The organism is Winogradskyella helgolandensis, from assembly GCF_013404085.1.
Lineage (GTDB): Bacteria > Bacteroidota > Bacteroidia > Flavobacteriales > Flavobacteriaceae > Winogradskyella > Winogradskyella helgolandensis.
Map to the genome: position 1 here is coordinate 3273467 of NZ_JABFHO010000001.1, position 25945 is coordinate 3299411.

The 25945-nt window shown below is 31.7% G+C and carries 29 protein-coding genes; 12 read left to right on the forward strand and 17 right to left on the reverse strand.

The window, feature by feature from the left end; all coding sequences use genetic code 11:
* The first annotated feature begins 79 nt into the window (after positions 1-79).
* The 3 genes from HM992_RS13755 (at position 80) to HM992_RS13765 (ending at position 5084) form a co-directional block, all read left to right on the forward strand.
* On the forward strand, positions 80-1141 hold the full coding sequence (locus HM992_RS13755; RefSeq protein ID WP_179320076.1) for a mechanosensitive ion channel family protein: 1062 nt from the start codon (positions 80-82) through the stop codon (positions 1139-1141).
* Between the two features lie 40 nt (positions 1142-1181).
* On the forward strand, positions 1182-3914 hold the full coding sequence (locus tag HM992_RS13760; protein ID WP_179320077.1) for a PAS domain-containing sensor histidine kinase: 2733 nt from the start codon (positions 1182-1184) through the stop codon (positions 3912-3914).
* Between the two features lie 99 nt (positions 3915-4013).
* Complete coding sequence (locus tag HM992_RS13765; protein ID WP_178985543.1) at positions 4014-5084, forward strand: response regulator; 1071 nt, start codon at positions 4014-4016, stop codon at positions 5082-5084.
* 13 nt (positions 5085-5097) lie between these two features.
* Here the strand turns inward: HM992_RS13765 and HM992_RS13770 are convergent, their stop codons facing one another.
* The 3 genes from HM992_RS13770 to HM992_RS13780 are packed head-to-tail and all read right to left on the reverse strand — an operon-like array spanning position 5098 to position 6018.
* Positions 5098-5337, reverse strand: a complete 240-nt coding sequence (locus HM992_RS13770; RefSeq protein ID WP_178985544.1) for a DUF6327 family protein — start codon at positions 5335-5337, stop codon at positions 5098-5100.
* Complete coding sequence (locus HM992_RS13775) at positions 5324-5683, reverse strand: hypothetical protein (RefSeq protein WP_179320078.1); 360 nt, start codon at positions 5681-5683, stop codon at positions 5324-5326. Before HM992_RS13775 ends, HM992_RS13770 begins: the two co-directional genes overlap by 14 nt.
* A gap of 2 nt (positions 5684-5685) precedes the next feature.
* Positions 5686-6018, reverse strand: coding sequence for a YtxH domain-containing protein (locus HM992_RS13780; RefSeq protein WP_178985546.1), 333 nt, complete (start codon positions 6016-6018; stop codon positions 5686-5688).
* A 226-nt stretch (positions 6019-6244) separates the two neighbouring features.
* On the opposite strand from HM992_RS13780, the gene HM992_RS13785 reads away from it, so the two are divergent.
* From HM992_RS13785 to HM992_RS13795, 3 genes are all read left to right on the forward strand, one after another.
* Entirely contained in the window at positions 6245-6733 is a 489-nt protein-coding gene (locus tag HM992_RS13785) for a hypothetical protein (protein WP_179320079.1), read from the forward strand.
* Between the two features lie 134 nt (positions 6734-6867).
* The gene (locus tag HM992_RS13790; RefSeq protein ID WP_179320080.1) at positions 6868-7536 is read left to right on the forward strand and encodes a carboxymuconolactone decarboxylase family protein; all 669 of its coding nucleotides are present in this window, start codon (positions 6868-6870) and stop codon (positions 7534-7536) included.
* A gap of 208 nt (positions 7537-7744) precedes the next feature.
* Positions 7745-8503 carry an SDR family NAD(P)-dependent oxidoreductase gene (locus tag HM992_RS13795; RefSeq protein WP_179320081.1) on the forward strand — a complete coding sequence of 253 codons (759 nt, stop codon included), beginning with the start codon at positions 7745-7747 and terminating at the stop codon, positions 8501-8503.
* 150 nt (positions 8504-8653) lie between these two features.
* On the opposite strand, the gene HM992_RS13800 is transcribed toward HM992_RS13795, so the two are convergent.
* Together HM992_RS13800 and HM992_RS13805 are read right to left on the reverse strand one after the other, a co-directional pair.
* Positions 8654-9877 (reverse strand): metallophosphoesterase, encoded by a 1224-nt coding sequence (locus tag HM992_RS13800; protein ID WP_179320082.1) that lies wholly within the window; start codon positions 9875-9877, stop codon positions 8654-8656.
* Positions 9878-10155: 278 nt separating this feature from the next.
* A complete protein-coding gene (locus HM992_RS13805) occupies positions 10156-10806 on the reverse strand; it encodes a BON domain-containing protein (protein WP_179320083.1) in 651 nt (216 codons plus the stop codon).
* Positions 10807-10970: 164 nt separating this feature from the next.
* On the opposite strand from HM992_RS13805, the gene HM992_RS13810 reads away from it, so the two are divergent.
* The 6 genes from HM992_RS13810 (at position 10971) to HM992_RS13835 (ending at position 14599) form a co-directional block, all read left to right on the forward strand.
* Positions 10971-11738, forward strand: a complete 768-nt coding sequence (locus HM992_RS13810) for a sigma-70 family RNA polymerase sigma factor (RefSeq protein WP_179320084.1) — start codon at positions 10971-10973, stop codon at positions 11736-11738.
* Between the two features lie 16 nt (positions 11739-11754).
* Positions 11755-12711: a DnaJ C-terminal domain-containing protein gene (locus HM992_RS13815; protein ID WP_179320085.1), complete on the forward strand. Its 957-nt coding sequence runs from the start codon at positions 11755-11757 to the stop codon at positions 12709-12711.
* 17 nt (positions 12712-12728) lie between these two features.
* Entirely contained in the window at positions 12729-13139 is a 411-nt protein-coding gene (locus tag HM992_RS13820; protein ID WP_178985554.1) for a hypothetical protein, read from the forward strand.
* 46 nt (positions 13140-13185) lie between these two features.
* The gene (gene trxA / locus HM992_RS13825) at positions 13186-13497 is read left to right on the forward strand and encodes a thioredoxin (protein ID WP_179320086.1); all 312 of its coding nucleotides are present in this window, start codon (positions 13186-13188) and stop codon (positions 13495-13497) included.
* Between the two features lie 24 nt (positions 13498-13521).
* Positions 13522-13875, forward strand: a complete 354-nt coding sequence (locus tag HM992_RS13830; RefSeq protein ID WP_179320087.1) for a hypothetical protein — start codon at positions 13522-13524, stop codon at positions 13873-13875.
* A gap of 274 nt (positions 13876-14149) precedes the next feature.
* On the forward strand, positions 14150-14599 hold the full coding sequence (locus tag HM992_RS13835; protein ID WP_179320088.1) for a pyridoxamine 5'-phosphate oxidase family protein: 450 nt from the start codon (positions 14150-14152) through the stop codon (positions 14597-14599).
* Between the two features lie 24 nt (positions 14600-14623).
* Here the strand turns inward: HM992_RS13835 and HM992_RS13840 are convergent, their stop codons facing one another.
* The 12 genes from HM992_RS13840 to HM992_RS13895 form a co-directional block, all read right to left on the reverse strand.
* On the reverse strand, positions 14624-15943 hold the full coding sequence (locus HM992_RS13840; RefSeq protein WP_178985558.1) for an APC family permease: 1320 nt from the start codon (positions 15941-15943) through the stop codon (positions 14624-14626).
* Positions 15944-16025: 82 nt separating this feature from the next.
* Positions 16026-16679, reverse strand: coding sequence for a BON domain-containing protein (locus HM992_RS13845; RefSeq protein ID WP_178985559.1), 654 nt, complete (start codon positions 16677-16679; stop codon positions 16026-16028).
* Between the two features lie 116 nt (positions 16680-16795).
* A complete protein-coding gene (locus HM992_RS13850) occupies positions 16796-19300 on the reverse strand; it encodes a cation-translocating P-type ATPase (RefSeq protein ID WP_179320089.1) in 2505 nt (834 codons plus the stop codon).
* A 270-nt stretch (positions 19301-19570) separates the two neighbouring features.
* Positions 19571-20467 carry a 3-hydroxyacyl-CoA dehydrogenase gene (locus HM992_RS13855; protein WP_179320090.1) on the reverse strand — a complete coding sequence of 299 codons (897 nt, stop codon included), beginning with the start codon at positions 20465-20467 and terminating at the stop codon, positions 19571-19573.
* A gap of 56 nt (positions 20468-20523) precedes the next feature.
* A complete protein-coding gene (locus tag HM992_RS13860) occupies positions 20524-21186 on the reverse strand; it encodes a BON domain-containing protein (RefSeq protein WP_179320091.1) in 663 nt (220 codons plus the stop codon).
* 168 nt (positions 21187-21354) lie between these two features.
* On the reverse strand, positions 21355-22008 hold the full coding sequence (locus HM992_RS13865; protein WP_179320092.1) for a BON domain-containing protein: 654 nt from the start codon (positions 22006-22008) through the stop codon (positions 21355-21357).
* 140 nt (positions 22009-22148) lie between these two features.
* Positions 22149-22757 (reverse strand): DUF2238 domain-containing protein, encoded by a 609-nt coding sequence (locus tag HM992_RS13870; RefSeq protein ID WP_317167547.1) that lies wholly within the window; start codon positions 22755-22757, stop codon positions 22149-22151.
* 26 nt (positions 22758-22783) lie between these two features.
* Positions 22784-23353 (reverse strand): HdeD family acid-resistance protein, encoded by a 570-nt coding sequence (locus HM992_RS13875; protein ID WP_179320093.1) that lies wholly within the window; start codon positions 23351-23353, stop codon positions 22784-22786.
* 7 nt (positions 23354-23360) lie between these two features.
* Complete coding sequence (locus HM992_RS13880; protein ID WP_178985565.1) at positions 23361-23861, reverse strand: hypothetical protein; 501 nt, start codon at positions 23859-23861, stop codon at positions 23361-23363.
* Between the two features lie 23 nt (positions 23862-23884).
* Positions 23885-24334 (reverse strand): hypothetical protein, encoded by a 450-nt coding sequence (locus HM992_RS13885; RefSeq protein ID WP_179320094.1) that lies wholly within the window; start codon positions 24332-24334, stop codon positions 23885-23887.
* A gap of 4 nt (positions 24335-24338) precedes the next feature.
* Positions 24339-25049: a 2,3-bisphosphoglycerate-dependent phosphoglycerate mutase gene (locus tag HM992_RS13890; protein WP_179320095.1), complete on the reverse strand. Its 711-nt coding sequence runs from the start codon at positions 25047-25049 to the stop codon at positions 24339-24341.
* Positions 25050-25087: 38 nt separating this feature from the next.
* On the reverse strand, positions 25088-25906 hold the full coding sequence (locus HM992_RS13895; RefSeq protein ID WP_179320096.1) for a DUF1269 domain-containing protein: 819 nt from the start codon (positions 25904-25906) through the stop codon (positions 25088-25090).
* Between the last annotated feature and the right edge of the window lie 39 nt (positions 25907-25945).

Here is a 25945-nt window from a genome sequence, read left to right on the forward strand (position 1 = left end):
AGAATCTAAAAATTAGATAAAATATTAATTATGACTTTTGTTATTTTCAATAGAAAACGGTTTATATATTTTATAAAAAATGAATATTAACTTGTTAAATACGTCAGTTACTTTAGAATCTTGGATTACTTACAGTTTAGTAATTATAGGTTGCATTTTACTTGGTCTTTTTTTGCAATGGATTATATTTTCACTCATAAAACTTTCTAATAAGAGAAAACCAACAGTTTTAAAAGTACAACTACTCCAACATATAAAAACACCTACTATATTTCTAATTCCTATCCTCTTTATTTTCAGCTCGCTTAGTTTTCTCAAAATAAACGCTATTTGGGGCAAGGTGATTGAAAGTCTTATTATAATTAATTTCTCATGGCTATTAATTGCATCCATAAATGCAGTAGAAGAAATTATTAAACAAAAGTTCACAGTTAATAACAACACTATAGTAAAAGAAAGAAAAGTATTAACGCAATTGCGATTTATGAAGAGCCTTACTATTGTAATTATTATCACACTTGCCATAGCTACTATTTTGTGGAATATTCCTTCTGTTAGAAAATTGGGCACAACCATACTTACATCGGCAGGTGTCATAGGAATTATAGCCGGTGTCGCTGCTCAAAAATCAATTGCCAACCTAATTACAGGATTTCAAATTGCGTTTACACAACCCATAAAAATTGATGATGAAGTTGTTATCGAAGGTGAGTTTGGTACTGTTGAAGATATCACCCTTACTTACGTAGTTATTAAAACTTGGGATTGGAGACGTTTAGTATTACCACTCAACTATTTTAACGATCATGCTTTCGTTAATTGGACCTTTAACTCGCAAGAACTTATTGGAACCGTGTTTTTTCAAGTCGATTATATGTTCCCAATTGAAGAGATGAGAATAAAACTATTAGAAATTTTAAAAAGCGATATCTTATGGGATAAAAATATAGCAGAGTTATTAGTAACTAACACTGATGCAAACACTATGGAATTAAGAGCAACTTTTAGTGCCGAAAATGCTTCAAATATATGGAGCTTGAGATGTAATGTAAGAGAAAAATTAATTGATTTTATTCAAAAAAATCATCCAAATACTTTTCCTAAAACGAGATTTGCAGATTTGAGTAAAACCTTAAAATAGTTCACCCTGAAGACGAAAAACAACTGATACTACATACCATATGAAACACATAAAACTTGATACGCTCATCAATAATTTACCAGGTGTTGTTTATCGTATAAAAAACGATAAAAATGGGACTGTAGAATTCATAAGTAAAGGTTGCTTTGCTATAACAGGATATACAAAGGAAGAGTTTGTAGAGGGAAAGGTTTCACTTCCTAAATTAATTTTAGAAGACCATAAAAAAGCTATAATAGACGCTGTACAAAAAGCAATTACCAACAAAACATCATTTCTTTTAGAATATCGAATAACTCATAAAAATGGAACAATTAGATATTGTTTGGAACAAGGTAATGGAATATATGATACAAATGGTATTCTAATTGCTTTTGAAGGGTTTGTCCAAGACATTACTAAAAAGAAAAAAACCGAACTACAATTACGAGAAGAAAAAGCAAAAAACAGAGCATTATTAGAAGCTATGCCAGATATAATGTTTATTCAAGATTTTGAAGGAAATTATACAGATTGTTTTGTGCCAGAGCATGATAAGCTTTTTATGCCTATAGAATCTGTTATTGGTAAGAATATGACTAATGTATTGCCACCACACGTTTTTAAAGTTATTAATAAAGCCCATAAACGTGCCATTAAAAGCAGGCAACTTCAGGTGGTTGAATATAGTTTAAAGAATAAAGATGATTTTTTTGAAGCACGTGTCATTTGTTTAAATCAACACGGTATATTAACCATTGTCAGGGATATTACAGAAAAAAAGGCCGCCGAATTAAAAATTATAAAAAACGAAGCCCGAACTACTGCTTTGTTACAAACCTTACCAGACGTAATTATAGTTTATGATAAATATGGTAATCATCTTGAAGTTCATGTACCCGATAATCACCCTCTTGCTGCATCTTATGATGACCATATTGGTAAAAATATAGATGCCATCCTTCCAAAGGATGTTTGTAAAATTATTAGACATGGTTTCGTAAATTGTAAAAACACAAAGAAGCCGATAACCGTTGAATATTCACTTACTATTAACGATAGATTAAGACATATTGAATCACGAATTATTCAAACAGTAGAGGGAAATTTTTTAACAGTTATACGTAATGTAACCCAAAGTAAAATTACAGAAAGAGAACTTAAAGAAAACGAAGAAAGACTTAGGCTTGCGCTAGAAGCTGGAGAATTTGGTTCTTGGGACTGGAATTTGCTAACCAATAGAATAATACGAGATGAAAACGAACACTTACTATTTGGGCCAAAATTCAAAAATCAAGCAGCTACATTCCATTCGTTTTTAGATATGGTACATCCAGACGATAAAGCAAGGGTAAAATTGTCAATCTCTAAAGTATTAAAGAATGAAAAAACGTATACAAGTGAATACAGAATAGTTTTACCAGATAAATCAATGCGTTGGTTGGAAGCTAAAGGTAAGGTTTATAGAGACAAAAATGGAAAACCTATTCGGATGATTGGTATTACCCACAATATTACAAAACAAAAAAAAGCAGAAGAAAAATTTAAACAAAGTGAAGAAAAATTACGCGATTATACTTTAGATTTAGAAAGAGTCATAGCAGAACGCACCAAAGAACTCACCTCTACAGTTCAAAAATTAATAGAATCTAATCTAAGTCTAGAAGACCAAATTCTATTTACAAAAGCAGCCGAAGATGAAATACTACAAAGTAAATTTTTACTAGAAAATATTTCACAAAATTTCCCTAAAGGATTCGTAGTTGTTTGTGATTCAAATTTTAATCTCCTTTTGGTGGAAGGCGAAGAAGTAGAAGAATTAGGTTTTAAAGGTTTAGCAAAAGAAAAAACTTTAATTGATAATGTTGTAGGTGTGCCACAAAACGTAAAGGATAAAGTAAAGCGAAATGTTTTAAAAACATTTAAAGGCAAGCATTGCTCTTTTGAAGTGGGATATCAAGACCGCATTTTTTTAATTAATTCCACACCATTAAGAGATCTAAATAACAACATTACACAGGTTTTGTTAGTCCATCATAATATTACTAAACAAAAACAGATAGAATTAAATATTCAAAAGAGTTTAAAACAAGAAAAACAATTAAGTGAATTAAAATCACGATTCATCTCAATGGCATCACACGAGTTTAGAACACCTCTAAGTGCTATTTTATCATCAGCTATCTTAATAGAGAAATTAAATGCTCCAGGAAAAGAAGATAAACGATTAAATCATGTTTCAAAAATCAGATCTAACATAAAAAACTTAGTGATTATACTTAATGATTTTCTATCATTGAGCAAACTTCACGAAGGTAAAGTTATAGCGCAGCCCTCATTATTTAATATTATTGATTTTTCCAAATCGGTCATTGACGAAATAGAAGGCGTCAAAAAAAATGGTCAAATCATTTCATTTAAGCACCAACAAGAACATCTAGAAGTGTTTTTAGATTTCAAACTAATGCGTCATATTATTTTCAATTTAATATCAAATGCCATTAAATACTCCGACGAGAATAAAGAGATTACTTTGAAAATAGAAGCGAATACTAAGCAATTATTTATAGAAGTTACTGATGAAGGTATTGGTATTCCAAAAGAAGATTTAGACAATATGTTTAAACGATTTTATCGCGCCAACAACACAACCAATATACAAGGTACTGGTTTAGGATTAAATATAACCAAACAATATACAGAACTTATGGGTGGAAAAATCACCTTTAAAAGTAAATTAAATGTAGGAACAACTTTTTATCTAGAGTTTCCTTTAAATAATGGAATGATATGAAACAAGCAAGCTTATATTTTTAACACTCAGGCAAATGTTTGATTGCAAATATTGCCGATAATTATTGAGATGATCATTGAAAACAATAAATCTAGACACATGAAAAAAATACTATTAATTGAAGACAACAAAGATGTTAGAGAAAATACGGCCGAAATTCTTGAATTAGAAAACTACGATGTATCAACTGCAGAAAATGGTAAAATTGGTGTTGAAAAAGCACTTGAAATTATGCCTGATTTAATTATTTGCGACATTATGATGCCTGTATTAGATGGCTACGGTGTGTTTGAACGCCTAAGTAATAATCTAAAAACGGCCAGTATTCCATTTGTTTTTTTAACCGCTAAATCTGAAAAAGCAGATTTAAGAAAAGGTATGAATCTTGGTGCTGATGATTACTTAACCAAACCATTTGAAGAAACGGAATTACTCGATGCCATAGAATGTAGAATAAGAAAAAATACATTTTTAAAGAAAGAGTATGCTAAAAACATTGACGGTATTAATCAATTTTTAAATGAAGCATCAGACTATTTAAACCTGGAAGCTTTGTCTAAAGACCGCAGCATTCAATCTTATAAAACTAAAGAAAGAATTTATGATGAAGGCAATGCAGCACATCAATTGTTTTATATACAAAGTGGTAATGTAAAAACCTACCGAACAACAGAATCTGGTAAGGAATTTGTAACAGGTTTATATGGTGCAGGCGATTTCATTGGGCAATTATCATTATTAGGAGATACCGGAACTTATATAGAAACAGCGAGTGTTTTAGAAGATGCTGAAATTTGTGGTATCCCAAAAGCAGATTTTACAAAACTCATACATGTTAATAAAGATGTTTCTAATAAATTTATTGAAATGATTTCTCATAGTCTAATCCATTTACAAGAACAACTCGTGGATATGGCATTTGCTACAGTGCGTCAAAAAACCGCCAAAGCATTATTAGAATTAGATGCCAAAGGTTTAATAAAAGATAAGCAGCATAAAGGCATAAGCATGCCAAGAGAAGATTTTGCTGGTCTTATTGGAACCGCAACTGAAACTGCAATTAGAATGTTAACCGAATTTAAAAATGAAGGTTTAATTGGAGTAGAACCTAATAGAAAACTTGTTTTGTTAGATAAAGAAGGCTTGAGAGATGTTGCTGAGTTTGGATAATAACCTTTTTATTTTATTCCGGTTCTTCCACTCTATTCCCTTTCAATTTTTTAAGTAAATAAGTTCTTAAAATCATTACGAGTCGCTCTTGTAGTAAACCTTTAAACTCATGTTTAATGTTATTAGGTCTTAAACTATTTTTAGAACTTTTAAAACTCTGTTTTATCTGTTCTTTATAGATCTGTTTTTGCAAGCTCAAAATCTTTAACTGATTATCGATGTCGGCAAACGAATTATATTTATTTGGTATCATCTTTCGAAAAGTAATAGTTAGAAAATTTACGGATCAAAGGCGCATTAAGTTTAGCTCTAAAAACATAAGTAAGTACAACTACCAAAACATAAAATAAGCCCACAATTAAAAAACCATAAAATGTATTCTCTAACATTTGAGCTATTTTAAAAGCTACTGCAAATGAAACAATGAGTAAGGCAATAGAACTTAAAGCACCTATAATTAGTGCTTTTGTTATAAAAACAATACTAACCATAAGTGCTTTAAAACTTTTTAGCTTAATGTATTCTTCACTACTTTTTACATAGCCATGAATATTAACATCAGTTTCTAAAAGGCTTTCTTTTAATGCTTCAAATGACATAATTAGTTTTTTTGAAGGTGTGCATTTCTTCTTTTAAGTTCTTCCAACTTATTTTCTAAAGCAGAAATGATATCATCAGCTTTCCCGCTCATATTAGAAATAGTATCATCTAATTTTTGTTCAAACTCTTCCTTTTTATGATTTACGGTTTTCGTCAATTCTTCTTTTGCATGAGATACACGTTCAGCAATGTCGTGTTCCATATCTTCAGCTTTTTGCTTAATTCTTCTTCTTGTTTCTGTACCCTTATCTGGTGCGTATAAAATTCCAATACCTGCACCTATTGCTGCTCCTGTTAATAAAGCTAATAAGGTGTTTTCGCTATTTCTTGTCATGATTCTATGTTTTTTTAGACCTGCACATTGGCAGACTGGTTAATAATTAAATTTTACACTTCAAAATTAGGACTATTAACCCAAGATTAGAATGACCTACGTCAGCCTAGAAAAAAATTAAATAATATCATAAATAACTAGATTGATGGAGGTCATTTCTTATAGGCGTTCATTCTTTTATTTTAGCATTATAATCGGTAATAATATTGCCAGCATAACAAAGAAGATGAATTCTAAAATTGAAGAATTAAAAGAAAAGCACGTATTATTAAAAGCTTTCCCTTCAATTAAGCAAATGAATAATGCTATAAAGCACATTTGCCGATTGAAAATTGATGGTATTCAAATTTCTGTTTTAGGCAAACTAGAAGATGTTGATTTATATACCAATTTCACAAATTATTGGACGGAATTAAAAGCCGATTATAAGGATGAATTGAAACTTTCTTCAAATTTTGGAATAGTGTCAAACCCTAATATAGGTACTATTTTTATTACAGGATTTTTGACACCTATATTTTTACAAAAAATTAATGGTAAATCAATTGGATCAATGACAACAGGTCTATATGGGATTTTAAGAGGCTTGGGAATTGAGAAAAAAAGCGTCCTCGCTTATTCAAAAGCGTTAAATAAAGGCAATTATCTACTTGTAATAAGAGGCAATAAAAGTGAATTACAGGAAATAGGCGTTAATTTTAAAGAATCGGCTTAGAAAATAGCTTTAATGATTTAGGGATGAAAAGCCCAATAACATACGTTTTTTTTTAGAACTCTATCTCTATGCTATAGTTACTATGTCAATTCTACTTAAAAATCTTTGGTCAAAAACACCGTTAAATTTTAAAAATGAAAACAGATATTAATATATCAGAATTCCTTAGTTCTCGCACAGAATTTAAAAATAAGTTCAGTTTGCGGGAAATGTATCGAGCCACGGTTTATATGCCTAGGGCTATTATTAAAATGATTGAAAATAGTAAAAGTCAATTCATCGATATTAATTTTGCAAAACGTTTACAATTAGCAGTAACTGAAGTAAATGGATGCGCTGTCTGCTCCTATGGACATGCCAAATTGGCTTTGCGTCAAGGTATAAGTGGTAAAGAAATAAGTAGTTTTCTAAGTGGCAAAGATCATTTTATGAAACCGGTAGAAGCAAAAGCAATTATGTTTGCTCAACATTATGCAGACTCAAGAGGATATCCTAAAAAATTCACTTATGATGCAATTGTATCCGAATATGGAAAGAAGCAAGCCCTTATTATTCTTTCTATAATTCAGATCATGACTATTGGTAACATGTTTGGTATTCCGTTTAGTGCATTTCAATCTCGTCTAAAAGGAAAACCTTATAAAGATAGTTCGTTAGTAGCTGAATTAGGACTACTAATAGCTGGGATATGTTTAATCCCAATTGCTATTATTCATGGGGTATTAAGAGGATTAATTGGTCTACCCAATGTAAAACTTGATAAAAGCCTTGCTAAAGAACAAGACGGGTTTCAAGAATCATAAAACGGCAGCACTTTTAGACCGTATTACAACAATTTCAAACTCTAGCCACTTCATGAAAAATATATCCAGAAACCAAATGGCTGTGTTGATCCAAACCAACGTATAATCATCGACAAATAGTATGGCCACTGACCTACATCATTGTTAACTCCTAAACGTTTTTCTAAATTCATAGTAGAAATAATTAGTAATATAAAATTTAGAAATTATGAAAAGAGTAGAAAACAAAGTTGTGGTTGTAACAGGTGGTGCATTAGGTATCGGACGTGAAACGTGTCTTTTGTTAGCTAAACATGGAGCAAAAGTTGCCGTAGCGGATATTCTTGATAAAGAAGGTCAGGAGTTGGTTGACGACATAAACAAATCCGGAGGGGTCTCACAATTCTATCATCTAGATGTAACAAACGAAAAAGAAGTTGAGAGCGTATATACAAATGTTTTTAAAGAGTTTGGCAGACTTGATGCTACTGTAAATAATGCGGGAATTGCGGGCGCAGACAAACCATCTCATGAAGTAACCGAAAAAGAATGGGATCTTGTTATGAATATTAATTTAAAAGGGGTTTTCTTTTGTTCCAAGCATGCAATACCTTTTATGAAAAAATCTGGTGGCGGAAGTATTGTAAACCTGTCGTCAATTTATGGAATTGTAGGCGCTGCAGATTTACCACCATATCACGCTTCTAAAGGTGCGGTTAGAGTAATGTCTAAAACCGATGCCATACAATACGCAAAAGATAAGATTAGAGTAAATTCTGTGCATCCAGGTTTTATTTGGACACCATTAGTGGAAGCGTTAGGTAAAGAAAAACCAGGGTTCCGTGAACAACTTGATAGTCTGCACCCAATAGGACAAATTGGTGAAGCTATTGATATTGCCTATGGTATACTGTATTTGATCTCTGATGAATCTAAATTTACGACGGGTAGTGAATTAGTTATTGATGGTGGATATACCGCTAGATAACTTAGTGATTTTGGGTGTCAAGTAAATATTAAAGATCAATGCCACTCAGCAGAAACAATAATTAACTGTAAATAATAATATTTTACACCGTTTTTACTGCAGCTGAGTGGAATTTTGATTTGGTTATTATAGGCTTCAGCGTTATATAAGTTAACCCAAATTGGTTTTTAATTCTATCAAGGTTATTTCTGGACGCATTCCAATCCTTGCAGGAAAACCCAACCAACCCAAACCTCTGTTAACATAAAGATATTGCGTATTATGTTTGTACAAACCAGCCCAATGTTTAAACTTGTATTTAATAGGACTCCATTGTAAATGTTTATACTGAAAAGCCGCTTGCATGCCGTGTGTATGTCCTGAAAGCGTTAATGAAATATCCGTTTTATCTATTACTTCTTCCACCCAATGCGTCGGATCATGCGATAATAGAATCTTAAACGGAATAGCTTTAACAACTTCCATCGCTTTATCTAAATCTCCATATTGCTTAAATGGTGGTTTTCCCCAATTTTCTAATCCTATTATAGCAATTTGTTCATTGTTTTTTGAAATTATTTCAGCTTCATTCAATAACAATTTAAAATCTATAGTTTTAAAAAAATGCTTTATGGCAACGAAATTTTCTTGCTTTGCTTCTACTGTTTCCCATTGGCTATAATCCCCATAATCATGATTGCCCAAAATGGCATATTTACCTTTTTTGGCTTTTAATTTATTGAAGATTTTATCCCAACCTCGCAATTCCCATGCGTAATTATTTACCAAATCGCCTGTAAAAACAATATAATCTGGTTTTATATTATTTATTATTTCAATAGCAGGCTCTAATTTTTGATAGGCATAATTAAAACTACCCAAATGCGCATCTGATAATTGCACTATTCGCAAACCATCAAAAGATTTTGGTAGCTTTTTAGACTTTACAGTATGATCATATACTTTAAATCTATATTTCGCTTTAAAAATCCCATAAAGAATAACAAAAAATGGAAGAAACCCAGAGAACAAGCCAACAATAGGAATAACAATAATTGATTTACTTTCTGAGAAAATAAAATTTGTAAAATATAGTATTGAGATAACAACAACGAAAATTAACTTAGGTACAAATGATAAAATTGCAAGTCCATAAAACTTAGAGATAAGGCGCTGTTTTCTAATTGGACTGATAGCATCTAAAGTGATTTTTAATGTTAAAATAGATCCTATTAAACCAATTGTAAACAACCAAAATAGAACGTTAATAATCGTTCTTAAAATTATTGAATCCAATAGAAGTGTTATGGACTGCAACCAATAGAATGCTGTAACATCCACTAAAAATAGGGCAACACATAATAAGAAAATGGCAAAAAGCGAAAATGATTTCATGTGTTTTTTCTATTGTTTTTTATCTGTCACATGGTACATCCATTTAATCATTCTATTAGATATAAACAGTTAGTTATGGATGTTTCATGTGTCTTTTCTATTGATTTTATCTGTCACATGGTACATCCATTTAAAGAATCTTTTAGGTATTAAAATCTAATTATTAATGTGTCATGTTTTTATTTTTAAGGTTTAAAAGAACAATTGTATTTGCACTAAAGCAAATCTGCACTCTTAAACCTTAATATATTAAACTAAATTTGAGTTTTAATCTTGTGTTAGATTATTTCCAACTCATTTTTCACATCATAAACACCAGGAGCAGAATATGCCGTCTTTCTAGCTTCATCTTTTTCTAAAATTGAATTGACTCTACCATGTAATTTTACGGTATGACCTTCAACATCTACATAAATATTTTTCGCATCAATATCTGCCATACGCTCGAATGCTTGTTTAATTTTATTCTTAATATCTACAGGTTTCGCAATAGGTTTTAAAGTGATTTCATTGGTTACACCATGTACACCAAGCAAATCCTCAACAGCAGTTTTTGCAGCTATTCTTTGATATTCCCATTCTACATTGCCAGTTAAGTATACCCAACCGTTTTCAACTTTTGCTTCAACTTTTTCTTCAGGTACAGATGAGTTTCTTTTTAAAGCATCAACCACTGCTTTCGCTATTTCCGTATCAGTAAATTTATTATCTACACCATATTTAACGACGATACCTTCTGCTACAGCTTTTACACCAGAAACATGTCTTACTGCTTTTTCTGCGTTGCGTTTTTTAGTATAGTTATCTACAATACCACTTAAAGTTACCACACCATTTTTTACAATAACACCAATTTCAGTTTCATCAATGTTAGGTTGCCAAGACAGTTCTTCTAAAATATCTTCTTTTATACTTTCATCAGTTCTCATATCTATACTTTTTTATTAAACATTAAATCAGTATTCAAAAGTAGCTTAGAGTATTAGGATCTAAAATGATTCAAGTCAGCATGATATGTTTTTTGTTAGAATGACCTAGGTCATTCCCCTAAATCTATAGCAGCCGTAAATTTGGGTACTAAATTTTTTCTAAAATGGACAATCTAAAATATTATGAAAGTAAAAAGGAATTTGATGTATTTGTAGCAAGTACATTTTCCGATTTAAAGACATATAAAAGCGAAAACAAACAAGCAGCTTTCAATAAATTATTATTAACGGACTTATTTGAAGTAAAGCGTTACATCATTAAAAGATTAAGTACAGCTTTAACTAAAGGAAATTTACCTCAAAACAAATATAAAGCTGACGATTTTATAGACCAATTGTTTATTGAAGTTTATGACCACATTAATGAGGTTGAAAACGAGAAAAAATTTTATCCTTGGTTATTTAAAAAAGCTAATGACTTATTAGATGATAAAATTGAAGAAGAATCTTTTGATGATTTCTTTCTAAAAAACATTGACACTTATACGCAACCCGAATGGGATGAAATGCAAGAAAAATTTAGTACCGATGGTGGTGGCGATTTACTGTTGATTGAAGAATTAGATGACATGTCTTACAATCATAACGACTACACCCTAAATCATGTATTTATTGAAGATGAAGAGAAAGACTGGATTGAAAAAATTGATAAGGATTTAAGTGCTAAAGACATTGAAAACCAAATTGCATTAGTGCTACATCACTTACCATTAGAGATGCGAACCGTTTTTCAATTGTCTACTGTTCAGCACTTAGAATTGGGTGATATTGCTCAAATACAAAATATAACCATTGAAACGGTAAAACTACATTTAGCAACTGCGAAAAACGCGCTTAAAGTCAGTTTTATGAACAGATATCCTGTGAAATAATAAATCATTTTGTAAAATGAACTACAAGGATTATTATAAAATATTAGGAGTTAGCAAAGATGCTTCCGAAAAAGAAATTAAGAAAGCCTATCGGAAATTAGCAGCGAAACATCATCCAGATAAAAATCCTGATGATAAAGCGTCTGAAGAAAAATTTAAAGAAATAAACGAGGCTAACGAAGTTTTAAGCGATAAAGAAAAGCGTGAAAAATATGACACACTAGGCTCTAACTGGGAAGCTTACCAAAATACAGGAGATGACTGGCGAGATTACGCCAATCAAGCCAACCAAAGACAAAGCAGAGCAAATGGTTATTCTTATCAAGGAGATCCTTCTAGTTTTTATGGCCAAGGTGCACAAAGTGGCGAAGATTTCTCTAGTTTCTTTGAAACCTTTTTTGGAGCAGGCGGACGAAATACAAGAGGCCAACGATCAGCACATTCTGGAGGCGACACGCAAGCCGAAATGCCAATTACACTTTTGGAAGCCTACGAAGGAAGCAAACGTACCTTTGAAATCCACAATGAAACGTTACGCATATCGATTAAAAAAGGAGCATATGACGGTCAGCAATTAAAAATAAAAGGCAAAGGCCAGAAAGGTGTTCAAGCCGGCAACAGAGGTGATTTGTATATTATTTTAAAAGTACAACAAGATCCTCGATTTCAAAGAAATGGAGATAACCTACTCTACAGTGCCTCAGTAGATTTATATACCGCCATTTTAGGTGGTAAAATAGAAGTACCAACGCTTACAGGAACTGTAAAGGTTACCGTTCCAAAAGGTAGTGAAACAGGAAAAATACTCAGATTAAAAGGCAAAGGCATGCCTAAATATAATAAACCAACAACACATGGTGATTTGTTAGTGAAATTAACCGTGAATTTACCTAAAGCGCTTACAAAGGAAGAAGAAGAATTATTTAAAAAATTACAAGGTTTAAGAACACCTCAAACCGTAGACACAAACTAAAAAAAAAATAGATAATTATGGACACATTAATTTCAAACCCAAAAGCACAATATTTATTAGGTGCAGGACTCGATGTTTTACATTTTGAAAGCAGAGAATGGCTAGATACTATTGACTTGTATAAAGATGAAGTTCGATTTTTTGAAAATTTATTAAAAGAAAAAGATGGGGCAAAATACAACAAGTCAGACTATGAAAAGATGCTGGATAATTTAAATATGATTCACACTGATTTGTTCAACGATTTAGAGCAAAGCATCATTGAACACGAACAGCTTTTATCTAAAATAGAATTGGCTGAAAAAGGATTATCGGATAATGATTATAGAGAAAAACATCAACAAATTCGATTAAGAATAAACACTTTTAGTAAAAATTTTAAAACCTTTAAAAGAATTGTATTTGATTATGCAAAAAGTCTTAATTAGTAAATTATCTAACTTTTATTAATTCGAATTAAAATTTATAAAAATTATGAAAGGGGATTTCAATAAAATAGTAAATGAAGAAGTACCTGTTCTAGTAGATTTCTTCGCCGAATGGTGTGGACCTTGTAAAGCGCAATCACCAATTATAAAAGCGTTAGCGCAAGAGGTTAATGGCAAAGTACGCGTTATAAAAATAGATATTGATAAAAACCAAGCAGTAGCACAGCGCTACAATGTTAGAGGTGTTCCAACATTGGTTTTGTTTAAAGAGGGACAGATTGTTTGGCGACAATCTGGTGTACAGAGTAAGGAGCAACTTATAGGTGTTATAAAACAACACACTTCCGTTTTGAGTTAAATATGAATTAAAAAAAAATTAAATATGGAATTAGCAATATACACAGCCACCTATGATATAGCAGATACTGTTCAAAATTTTATGAATATCTATTATGCTACACACATGAAATATTTGGCAAGCGATCTTTTAGATAAAGGCTTATCTCCTACTCAAATTTCCGATGCTGTTTCTGCTGCCATTAAAGTCGCAAATGCTTCAGGTATTAAAACTCACAAACACTTCTTACCTATTTTTAGTGGGTTAAATGAAGGCATTATTCAAGACTGTAAACTCTCGGACTTGGGATATGGACTGGTATTGATGAATGCAGACATAAGTTTGCCTGCTGTTAGCGCGTTTCAAGTTGACGTGTTAATGGGCCTTTTAAAATTTTAATTTCAAATTGAAAAGGGCAGTTATCATTATTTTTATAAAATCATTAGTAATAGAAGCATGTTTTAAGAGAATGATTAAATTAATCTCTTAGTTAAAGGATAAAAAATCTACACCTATAAATTCTTTGCACGGTCTCCTTTCATCTTCAAAGAATCATGCTTTCTAAAATTCTGTTTTAAGTGTAATAAGTATTTAGACTGATTTCGGTCATTTCAGAAACCGTTTTATTGGACTAAATTTATGCTTTAAATCATTGATAATAAAAATCATCATTATGTTAGGCAACTTAAACAATAGACAGATTGAGCATGTATTACACAGTTTAATTATTGGTAGAATTGGCTGCCATACAGATAATAAAACCTATATCGTTCCTATAACTTATGCCTATGATGGTAAATATATCTACGGACATACTAACGAAGGTATGAAGATTGACATGATGCGAAAGAATCCAATGGTTTGTTTTGAAGCCGATGTTGTAGATAATATGAGTAATTGGAGAAGTGTCATTGCTTGGGGAAAATTTGAAGAATTAAAAACACCTGAGGAACGAATAGAAGGCATGAAAATAATAACAGATAAAGTTATGCCTTTAATGACTGGAGAGACAACTATGAGTCACTCAATGACTGACTCAGGACAAGAATCCATTGAAGCTTTGCAAGGAGTTGTGTACAGAATTAAACTGACAGAAAAAACGGGAAGATTCGAAAAAATGTAGCTTTAAATGTTAGATACTATTTTATTATTTCAGTTTGCGCTGCGCTTCCTTTTTTGAATATATCCAAGCAAAAACAGCCAAAATAACATACAAAATAATAATGGCAATCATCTGTTGCCATTCGTTTGTAAATTCATAATATAAAATCAATAGTCCACCCATTCCAAGTCCTAAAATAGAAAGCATTGTAATAAATTTTGAAGAATTTGTTTCTGTTCTTATTTTATAGTTAGCAATTGCCATCAGTAAAGACACTAATAAAAAAGTAATACTTCCAAATTCTAGAATTAATTCTAGGCCACCTAACAGAATTAAAATACTTGCCAAAATAGCCATTGTAATAATGGCATTTTGTGGACTATTATTTTTTCGAACACACAACCAATGTGGAAAAAATCCATCTTTAGCAATAACTGCCATTTGACGTGATGAACCAAATACGGTTCCGCTTATGGCACTACTGGTGGCGAGTATAGCACCCAAAATAACAATGTTGGTACCTAAACTTCCCAATACAGTTCCCGCGCCTGCTGCTAAGGCAAATTCTTTATTCTTTATAATTTCTTCTGTAGGTATGGCGAACAATGCCCCAATGGAAATCACAACATAGATAAGTATCGCCAAGGCTATGGCTGAATAGATCGCTCTAGGAATATTTTTTTCAGGATTTGTCATTTCATTAACCGCATTAATAACCAATTGAAAACCTTCAAAAGCTACAAACGTTAACGAAGCCACAATAAGAATGGAAAACAGGTTAGATTTTTCAGCATCCAAGACCATATTATCAATAAACGTGCTAAAATCAGTAGTGCCATGTTGAATGAGTACAATAGAAATAATAGTGAGCAAAACCAATTTGGTATATACCATAACATCTTCTATTTTTCCCATACCATTAACGCTCCACACATTAATACCTGTAAAAAGAGCAATTACACCAATGGCAATGGCTTTTCTAATCCAAATAGTATTGGCAAAATCAGTACTACTAATAGCGTAAGATGAAAATGTATAGGCATACAGTGCTAAGGTACTTATGTAACCAAAAATAACAAACCAACCCACAACTGAAGCCGAAAAAGGCGAATTAGGATACGTTCGTTTAAAAAAGGAATATGTTGCGCCTTCATCTTTATAATAAAGTCCTAGTTTAACATAAGAATAAGCAGCTAAAGTTGCTATACAACCCCCAATAATAATGGCAACAGGTGCCAAATTCCCAATAATGGAAACCGCTATGCCTAAAATGGTAAAGATGCCACCACCTACCATTCCTCCCAAGGCTATAGCAATGAGTTCTGGAAGACCGAGACTTTTATTTCTTTTTCTGTGTATAGTCATAAGTTTTATCTAAATGTAATACTAATGGAGTAATGCTATTTAATAAAAAATAAAATTCTCTAAATTTTATCACTTTATGCAACTAGTCAATTACTTCGATCTCATTGATTACAATATGAACACCTGGTGCTAAATATGCCGCGTTTTCAGCCGCTTTCTTTTCTGCTATTGAATGAACTGTGCCATTAAGTTTCACTAAACCATCTGTGGCATCAACTGAGATTGCATTGGCTTCTATAGCTGCAGAGCGTTTAAAGGCTTTAGTTATTTTTTCCTTAACATCTAATGGTTGTAGGCTTTGTTTTATAGTGATGGTATTGTTTATCCACTTTACTCCAATTATGTTTTCTGCAACACGTTTCGCGGCATCCTTTTGGTAGAAGGATTCCACTTCTCCTGATAAATTAATCCAACCATCTCGTACTTCAATCGAAATTTTATCTTCAGGCACTGCTGTGTTCCATTCAAAAGCTCTTACAATGGCTTTACTAATCTCTAAGTCCGTTTTTTGGTAGTTTGTTCCGTACTTAACTTCAATATCTCCTGCTAATGCCTTTACCCCTTTCACTCGTTTTACAGCTTCTTCTGCAGCCACTTTTTTATGGTAATCATCTAGGACACCTGTAAGCATAACAGTTCCATTCTCTACGACGACTCCAATTTGAGTTTCGTCTACATTGGGTTGCCATTCGAGTTCCTCCAATACATCTTTTTTAATATCTAAATCTGTTCTCATAATAATTATATTTAAATTATTGGATATATGTTTACTACAAAGTTACTTTAGGAAGGTTTTAATTGAAATGACTTGTATCAGCCCTTTTTGCTTCGTATTTCTAGATTTAAGACAACTTAGTTTCTGTTTTTTTTGCGCTTATTCCATTTTACTATTTCATACCAAATTACAGCTATAAAACCTGTTAGTATGCTAATAAATAATTGCGAAAAGCTTAAGGTTTCAAACTTGAAGAATTTTGTGAATGGCGGTATAAAAAGCAGGGATGCAGTTATAGTAATCGTGATACCAATAATCAATGGCACTAACTTATTTTTATATTTTAAGGTCGTTAGAACCGAATAATAAAAAGACCGATTTACCAAGGTTAGAAATATATTAGCAGCAATTAATGTCGTAAAAACCATACTTCGCGTAAGTGATTCACTATAATCGTGTTGTATGCCATATTGATATACCATCAGCACTCCCAAAGTAATAATAAGACCTTGTACGATACTAGTAGTTAATTCTTTTCCGTTAAAAAAAGTAACTGTAAACGGACGTGGTTTTTGAAGCATACTGTTTTTTTCTATCGGTTCATTTTCATAAATAATAGAACATGTTGGACCCATTATTAATTCTAAGAAAATAATATGTACAGGATAAAATATATTTGGAAATTCCCAACCCAAGGCTAAAGGAATAAAAACGGTTAAAATAATTGGTATGTGGATGGATATAATATACTGAATTGCTTTTTTTAAGTTAGCGTAAATGCGTCTTCCCATAGCAATAGCATCTACCATTTTTGATAGATCATCTTCCAATAAAATTAAAGTTGCTGCTTGCTTAGCAATTTCAGTTCCTTTTTTACCCATCGCAATTCCAATATGTGCTGCTTTTAGAGCTGGACCATCATTAACACCATCACCTGTCATGGCTACAATTTCTTTATTGGCTTTTAAGGCATTAATAATTTTCAGTTTAGCCTGCGGAAACATTCTTGTAAATATGGAGGTGTCTTCTACTTTTTGTCGCAATTCCGTGTCATTAAGTTGCATTAATTCGTCCCCAGACATGCTTTTCTCAAAACCTTTAAACCCTATTTCTTTGGCAATAGCTCTAGTTGTTAATGCATTATCACCAGTGATGATTTTTACTTTTATTCCTGCTAAACGAAAATCTTCTAATACGGATGCTATATTTTTCTTTGGTGGATCGTAAAAAGCAACAATTCCTTTAAAATTGAATTGAAAATCTTGCTGTGTTTTTGGATAATTATCACCTTCAAAATTGGTGTCAGCCACACCCAATACACGATATCCTTCTGCTGTTATTGTTTCTATCGCTTTATTTATATGTTCCTTTTCAATGGTTGAGAGATTTGAAATTGCCATTAAAGCTTCTGGTGCTCCTTTTGCTGCTATTATTCTTTTGCCTTCAATGTTTTTAAATATATGCGTCATCATAGGCGGTTTTCCTCCTAGTGGATATTCATGCACCATAGCATATTGTGAACGTTCATCTCTTTGAACACTATTTTTATAAGCATTGTGTAACGCTATTTCCATAGGGTCAAAAGGAATAGGTTCACTCGCCCACATCGCAATTTTTATCAATTCTTTTTCAGCAGTACTTAAAGTGTCATTTATGTTGAATATTTTGTTAGAAGACAGCGTAAAAAGCCTTGCGAGACTCATTCTGTTTTCGGTAATAGTACCTGTTTTATCTGTACAAATAATGGTCGCACTACCTAAAGTTTCCACGGTTTTTATTTGCTTAACAATAACTCCTAATTTCATCAGTCGCCAAGCTCCTAAAGCCATAAATGTGGTAAAAGCCACAGGGATTTCTTCTGGTAAAATACTCATAGCTAATGTTAAGGCTTTGAGTAAACTGTCTAAAATATTGTGAGAATGATAATAGTTAATGGCCCAAACAATTATAAAAATAATAGCTCCAACAATGGCCATTTTTTTTACAAAATTGTTAATCTGTAATTCTAATGGTGTTTTTTCTTTTTGTATTTCTTCTATACTTTTACCTATTTTACCTAATTGCGTTTCATTACCAATAGCAGTAACCGTAACAATAGCCAATCCTCCTGAAACTAAGGTTCCTTGATACACTTTATGATCTGCTTTTGTTTTGTCTTTATAAACAGATAACGATTCTCCAGTTAGAATAGATTCGTTTACAGAGAAATCATTGGAATGAACAATAATACCATCTCCTGCAACAGTGCCACCTTCTTCTACGATTAGACTATCTCCAACAACTAAATTTTCACTTTTTATGTCTTCAGTTTTACCATTGCGAATGACTTTACATTTGGGTTCTGAAAAAGTTTTTAATTTTTCTAAAGCATTACGACTTCTAGAGTCTTGGTATAAAGAAATAGCAGCGACGAGGACTGTTGCAGAAGAAAGAAAAATACCATCTCCAATATTTCCACTAATAAAGTAAATAGCAGACGCGACCAATAATAAAATAACCATGGGCTCTTTTACCAAACTTCTAATAGCCTCAAAAAAATAATACTCTTTTTTAGCTTCTAGTTTGTTATACCCATATTTAGATCGCGCTTGCAGCACTTCTTCATTGGTTAAACCTTTTATATTAAAGTTTTTGGTTTGCATAAAAAGTTTTGAGAAAGTAGTTTTTATAAATGTAAAACTTTCATTTTCAATATTTTGAAATTTTCACACTATGCCTGACCTCAAATAATTAATCGCACACGTAATTCTTCAATTTTATGAGAAACATAATTTCTAAGAAAACTCAACTAATATCATTTCTACATATAGTATTCGATGCCTGATTGCATAATTTATTATGCTTTTTATATAAGTACTTTTACATGGATCTACTATCCATTATTTTAAGTAGAACTTAAAATGAATTACATTTTACTTTAAAAAATCTGAATCTCGAAATGCTGGATTTGGATATTTATAAAACCCTTCGCCTGTAGAAATGCCCAATTTATTTTTATCTATAAAGTGCTCTTTTAAGTAAGCTACCGTTTTAATTTTTAATGGGTCTTTTGTCTTATCCGCAGCTATTTTATCTATATTATAAGCGGTTGTTATACCAACAACATCTAATATAGCAAAAGGACCTAATGGTGCGCCAGTTGCTTTCATCCATGTTTTATCTATGGTTTGCACATCTGCAACCTCATTTACTAATAAACTCGTAGCTGCGCTTAATAAAGGCACTAATAGTGAATTTAAAATATAGCCTGGTTGCTCTTTATGTAAAGGTAGTGCCAACATACCAATGGCTTTGGCAAAGGCAACAACATCTTCAAATACTTTTTTGTCAGTAGTTGCATGTCCCATAATTTCTGCTGTATTATGAATCCATATGGTATTGGCAAAATGCAATGCTAAAAATTTAGAAGATCTTCCTGTCGATTCTGCAAATTGACTAGGCAACATGGTTGAAGAATTGGTAGCAAAAATTGTTTTTTCTGGAGCAACTTTTGCTAGCTTTTTATAGAAATCAATTTTAATTGCTGGGTTTTCTGGAACGGCTTCAATAAGTAAATCAGCATCTTTTACAGCTTCTGCTAGATCTGATGTATAATTTAAGTTTAAATGCGTTTTATCTATTTGTTGCTGTGTAGCATTTAAATCTTTTTTATAGGCTTCGCTCAGCGTTTTGAATTTAGCTTTTGCTTTCTCTAAAACATCATCATTAATATCGAAAACGGTAACATTAAATCCGTGAAATGCGCTTTGAAATGCAATTTGGTAGCCCAAAACTCCGCTTCCTGCTATGGTTATATTTTTGTAGTTCATTTTAATCGTTTTTATGCTCTTAATTATTTTATTCTAAAACTCTATATTTCTTGTGTTTACATATAAACAGCATCGTATTCTACCTTTAATTCATTTTTTACATTAGTGATACCTTCCGCTAAATATGCCGCTATGAGTGCATCGTCTTTTTCTTTAATTGAATTTACTTTACCTTGAAGTATTGCTGTATTCCCTTGAATAGTAACAGTAATATTATTGGCATCTATGCTTGCTGAACGCTCAAAAGCTTTATTGATGTTTTTCTCTATATCAATTGGTGTCACTTCTTCGATTATACTAATAGTATTAATTATGCTTTTTATACCTTCAATATATTCTAAACTTTTTTCTGCTTCACTTTTTTGATAGGCCCACTTTACTTTACCCGTTAAGAAAACATGACCATCTTCAACTTTTACATTAATATTTTCTTGAGGTACGGAAGTATTCCACTCTAAATCAAAACTGATTTTTTTAGCAAGATCAGTATCACTAACGTTAGCTTTGATTTTAACTTCGATATCATCCACAACAGCTTTAACCCCTATTATTTTTTTTGCCGCATTTACAGCGACTAATTTTTCTGCCAAGTTGCTGACGATACCAGAAAGCCTAACAATTCCGTATTTAACTTCTATATTAAAATGTGTTTCATTAACAATTGGTTGCCAAGCAAATTCATCTAATACGTCCTGTTTTATTTCTATATCTGTTCTCATTATTTCTGAATTTTAAAGCCTTCTAAATTGATCTATACAAAATTAGTCTAGTTGATTATGTTAAATACTGACCTAGGTCAGTGTAAAAAAATTGCCCTAATCCAATTAATTGATTTAGGGCAGTTTTCTATAAGAAATATCAATTTCTTATATAGGTATTAAGAAAAACTAGTAAACAACTTCTAATTCGTTATCTACAGCCCAAACACCTGGTGAATAATAAGCTGTTCTCCTAGCATCATCTTTTTCTTTTAATGAATGTACTCTACCAGATAATGTTACCGTATGTCCTTCTGTTTTTACAGTAATTCCTTTGGAATCAATATCTGCAGAACGCTCAAATGCTTTTTTTATTTTTGCTTCGATATTACTAGCATCTACGCTATTTTTAAGTGTAATATTATTAACCACATATTTTACACCAGATAGGTTTTCTACTGCTTTTTTTGCAGCGTTTTGTTCAAAAGCCCACATCACTTCACCTGTAAGATAAATCCAACCATTTTCGACTTTGACTTCAATTTTATTAGATGGCACTGAAATATTCCACTTTAAAGCATTAACAGCTGCTAACGCTATTTCTGTATCTGATTTTTTGAAACTTTCACCATATTGTACTTCAATATCTTCTGCGACGGCTTTAACTCCAAATACACTTTTAGCAGCATTTTCTGCTTCGCGTTTTTTTACGTAACTATCTACGGTTCCTGATAGTGTTACAACACCATTTTTTACAATAACCCCAATTTGGGTCTCATCTATGTTTGGCTGCCACTGTAGTTCATCCAAAACATCTTCCTTAATACTTAAATCTGTTCTCATCTCGTTATGATTTTAATTAAACATTAATTTATACTTCAAAGGTATTGCGGTGTTAACCTATTGACACTGACCTACATCAGCATCGCTTTTTTTTTGAAAATTTTAACAAAACCACTGCTTTTTTTAATGACAGCATATATTTAAATGTTAGACTTTGGTTGTTTTGATAGTACACAACGATAATAAATTCCATAAGCAATTACCACACCCAAAAATGCCATAGCCATATCTTTTTGTGCATCCCAAACATCGCCTTGCGTGCCTAAATATGAAACACCTTCTTCTACAAAAAAGACATCGGCAACAAGCCATTCTAGAATTTCGTAAAACGCACTTAAAGAAAATATGGTGCTAATAGGTATAATTGTGGCGATACGATTTGGGAATTTTAACCAGTTTAAATAAAATTCCCTTAAAGGATAATATAACAGAAATCCGAAACTAAAATGTACTAATCTATCATATTGATTTCTTGACGTATCAAAAACATCTTGAAGCCAATAGCCAAAAGTATTATCAGCATAGGTATATTTAGATCCATAAACATGCAGACATAAAAAAACACAGATTAAAAAATAGCTAGAATTGCTGAATCTGTGTTTCTTGTAATTAATAATTAAAAAAAGCAAAGCTAAAATGGTCAAAGTATTTTCTATAAGCCAATTCTTTATATCTGTGGTGCCAATTAAAGAATTTGTCCAAATGGTAATAAACATCATACCAACCCAAAAAAGCTTATGTCCCTTCACGATTTTAACCTTGCTTTATAATGTTGTTAACTGAAGTCGTTCTTAATTTTCCTTAAGCCAAATGCTAGAAATATTCTAAATATACCTGCACTTACAAATGCCATAGCTGTCATATATACAATGCTTAAACCGGCAAAAACAGGATTTGCTAATAGTAGAAATGCAAACACTAAAGTGAGAAACCCTAAACATAATAACCATCCCCAATTTGGAACCTCTATGGCTTTAAACTGAAACGATAATCCAATGGCCATAAAAGCTTGAAATAATAACCAAAAACCAACATAATAAGGTAGAATGGCCATAGTCATTAATGGATGTGATATTAATAATAAGCCTACAATAAGATCTAGAATACCACTTGCGAGATACCAACCCCAATTATCTATATCCTTTTTATTAGTAATAGAAAATAAAATTTGAGATATACCTGAAACGAATATGAATACACTAAAGACAATACTTAGTGATACATAACTTGTTAATGGCGTTTGAAACACCCAAACTCCTGCAATAATATATAAAACTCCAATTACGAGTGATATCCACCAATTTCTCACTGTAGATTGTGCAGAACTGAATACTGTATTCGCCATGACATTTTTAATTTACGTTATTTTTAAAAAGGTCTTTTAGGGCGTTACCAAGCTCTTGCATATCATGATTAAATTCGCGCTCAAATTTTTTCTCATTCGCTTTTGCTGTATCATTAAAATCAATCATATCTTCATTAAACGCTTTAGCTCTTTGAGCTACTTTTTCTTTTAGCTCATTATTTTTTTGTTCAAGCTTATCGAGTTCTTCGTTCAATTTTTCTTTTTCAGCATTACTTGCTTCCGCTATCTTATCTCTGAGGTTTTTTATTTCGTTCTCAGTATTTTCAATGGCAGTTTCGGATGTGGCTTTAAATTTTTTCCAATCTAGCTCTACTGCATTTTTAATCTCCTTACTACTATCTTCTGCTCCTTGTTTTAAATCTTTACTAAGTTCTTTTGCATCTTGTTTAACAGCTTTTGCATCTTGTTTAGATGTTTCTCCGCAGCTTGTTAATACTGTTCCTGTCATAAATACTATTATGATAAAGGATAAAATATTTGTTTTCATAATTAATTGTTTTAAAATTTGTTTTATTTTTTTATTTTCCAAAAATCTCTAAGTCCAGTTAAGAGTTCATTCATATCTTTTACAAATGCATTTTCAAAAGCTGTTTTTAAGACTTTATCTGATTCATTAATGCTTTCTAAGGTTGCTTTTATCTTTGTATTAAAATTTGCTAAACGCGCTTTTAAACTGTCCTTTTTATGTTCTAATGAATCTAGCGAAGTATTAAGTTTGTGTTGTTCCTTTTTTCTGTTTATTGAAATTTCTTTTCGTAATTCTTCAATTTTATATTCTCTTTCTTTTATGGCAACCTGAGCATTATTATAAAACTCTTTCCAATCTACTTTTTCAGTCGCTTTAATTTCTTTTTGAGAATCTATTGATGAACTCTTATCTTTTTTTACCACGGAACCACAACTAATAGACATAAGAATCATTAGTGTAACTAAGAATAATATGTTTGACTTTTTTAGCATTAGTTTACATTACTAATTCTCGTTTTTGTTCTAATTTATAATTATCTATTAAAGTCATAGTACGATCAAAATCATAAATATTTAAAACTCCTGTTTGCACTTCTACTTTTGAAATTTCAGTAGCTGGAATATTTAAAATCTGTGTCATTAAGGCTCTAATGGAATTTCCGTGGGCAGAAACCAATACGGTTTTACCTTTTACCAACTCTGGTACAATAGCTTCAAAATAATACTGAACTGCTCTTTGTTTAGTGTCTTCTAAAGATTCTGTTTGTGGCAAATCTGAGCTATTTAAGAGCTTATATTTTGAATCAAATCTTGGACATCTCCTATCATCAATGGCTAACGCAGGAGCAGCAAAACTAAAGCCTCGTCTTACATTCCAAAAAAGATCCTCTCCAACTTCTGCTCTTACCTCATCTTTATTTCGTCCTTGCCAAGCCCCATAATGTCGTTCATTTAGCTTCCAACTTTTAATAAAATCTACATGTGTTATATCTGCTGTTTCCAGTATAATTGAGGCTGTTTTTATCGCTCTTTTTAAATATGATGAAAAACAAATATCAATATTTATATGTTCATCTCTAATCAGGTTTCCTGCTACTTTAGCTTCTTCTATACCTTGTCTTGCAAGTTCTATATCTGTCCATCCAGTAAATATGTTTTCGATATTCCAGACGCTTTTTCCGTGTCTTACTAACATTAATTTTCCCATGATTACTTTATTTATGAGAGGTTATTAATCTTGATTTTTTAATCCACAATATCTTCTCCTAATGCATTATGCAATTGATATAATTTTTCTTCTTGTCTTTTTATTCTCTTTTTTAACCTATTTTTTCTTGCTTTTGTAAAAGAATTAGCTACAGTGTGCTCAAAGCCTTCTAGTTGAGATTCCATTTTTTTGATTCGAGAATTGGTCTTATCCTTAATCTCTTTTAATGTGGATTTTCTTTTTTCTTCCAACTCAGCGATTTTAGCTTTGCGTTTCGCTTTTAAACTGGTAATTTTATTTTTAATCTTAGTTTTTTCGTCTGCAGTTGCTTTTTTAAGATGTTGACGTTCATCTTCAATTTCTTCTTCTAATTCTTCGATTTGTTCATCTATATAATCGTCGTATTCTAATTCTGCCTGACTTCGTATAATTTCTGAACTTGTGGATTTAAGCGCTTCATCAATAAACACAGGACTATCTTCTGCGACTTCTGCTATAATAGCAATGGTGTCAACAGTCATTTTATTATTCACTTTTTTAATAAAATCATTTTCGAAATCAAAGTGATTAACATCCCAAATAGCGCCTGCAACAGTCCCTGTATAAAGACCAATTGCAAATCCTATTGGACCTGCTAATGCGCCAGCTAATCCGCCAATGGCCATTCCGGAAAGTGTTCTCCATCCTGATCCATCCGTTTTATTATTTAGTACTTCGTATTGATTGTTATCTGTTTTACGAATCATCATATGTTCATAAAGTGTAATATCTCCATAAACATCTAGTTCTTTAATTTTGTGTAAAGCATCTATTGCTTTTGCCTCTTCCTTAAAAGGAATAACTATGATATTTGCCATTTTATTTGTGTTTTTACCTAGAACTTTATTCTAGATTTA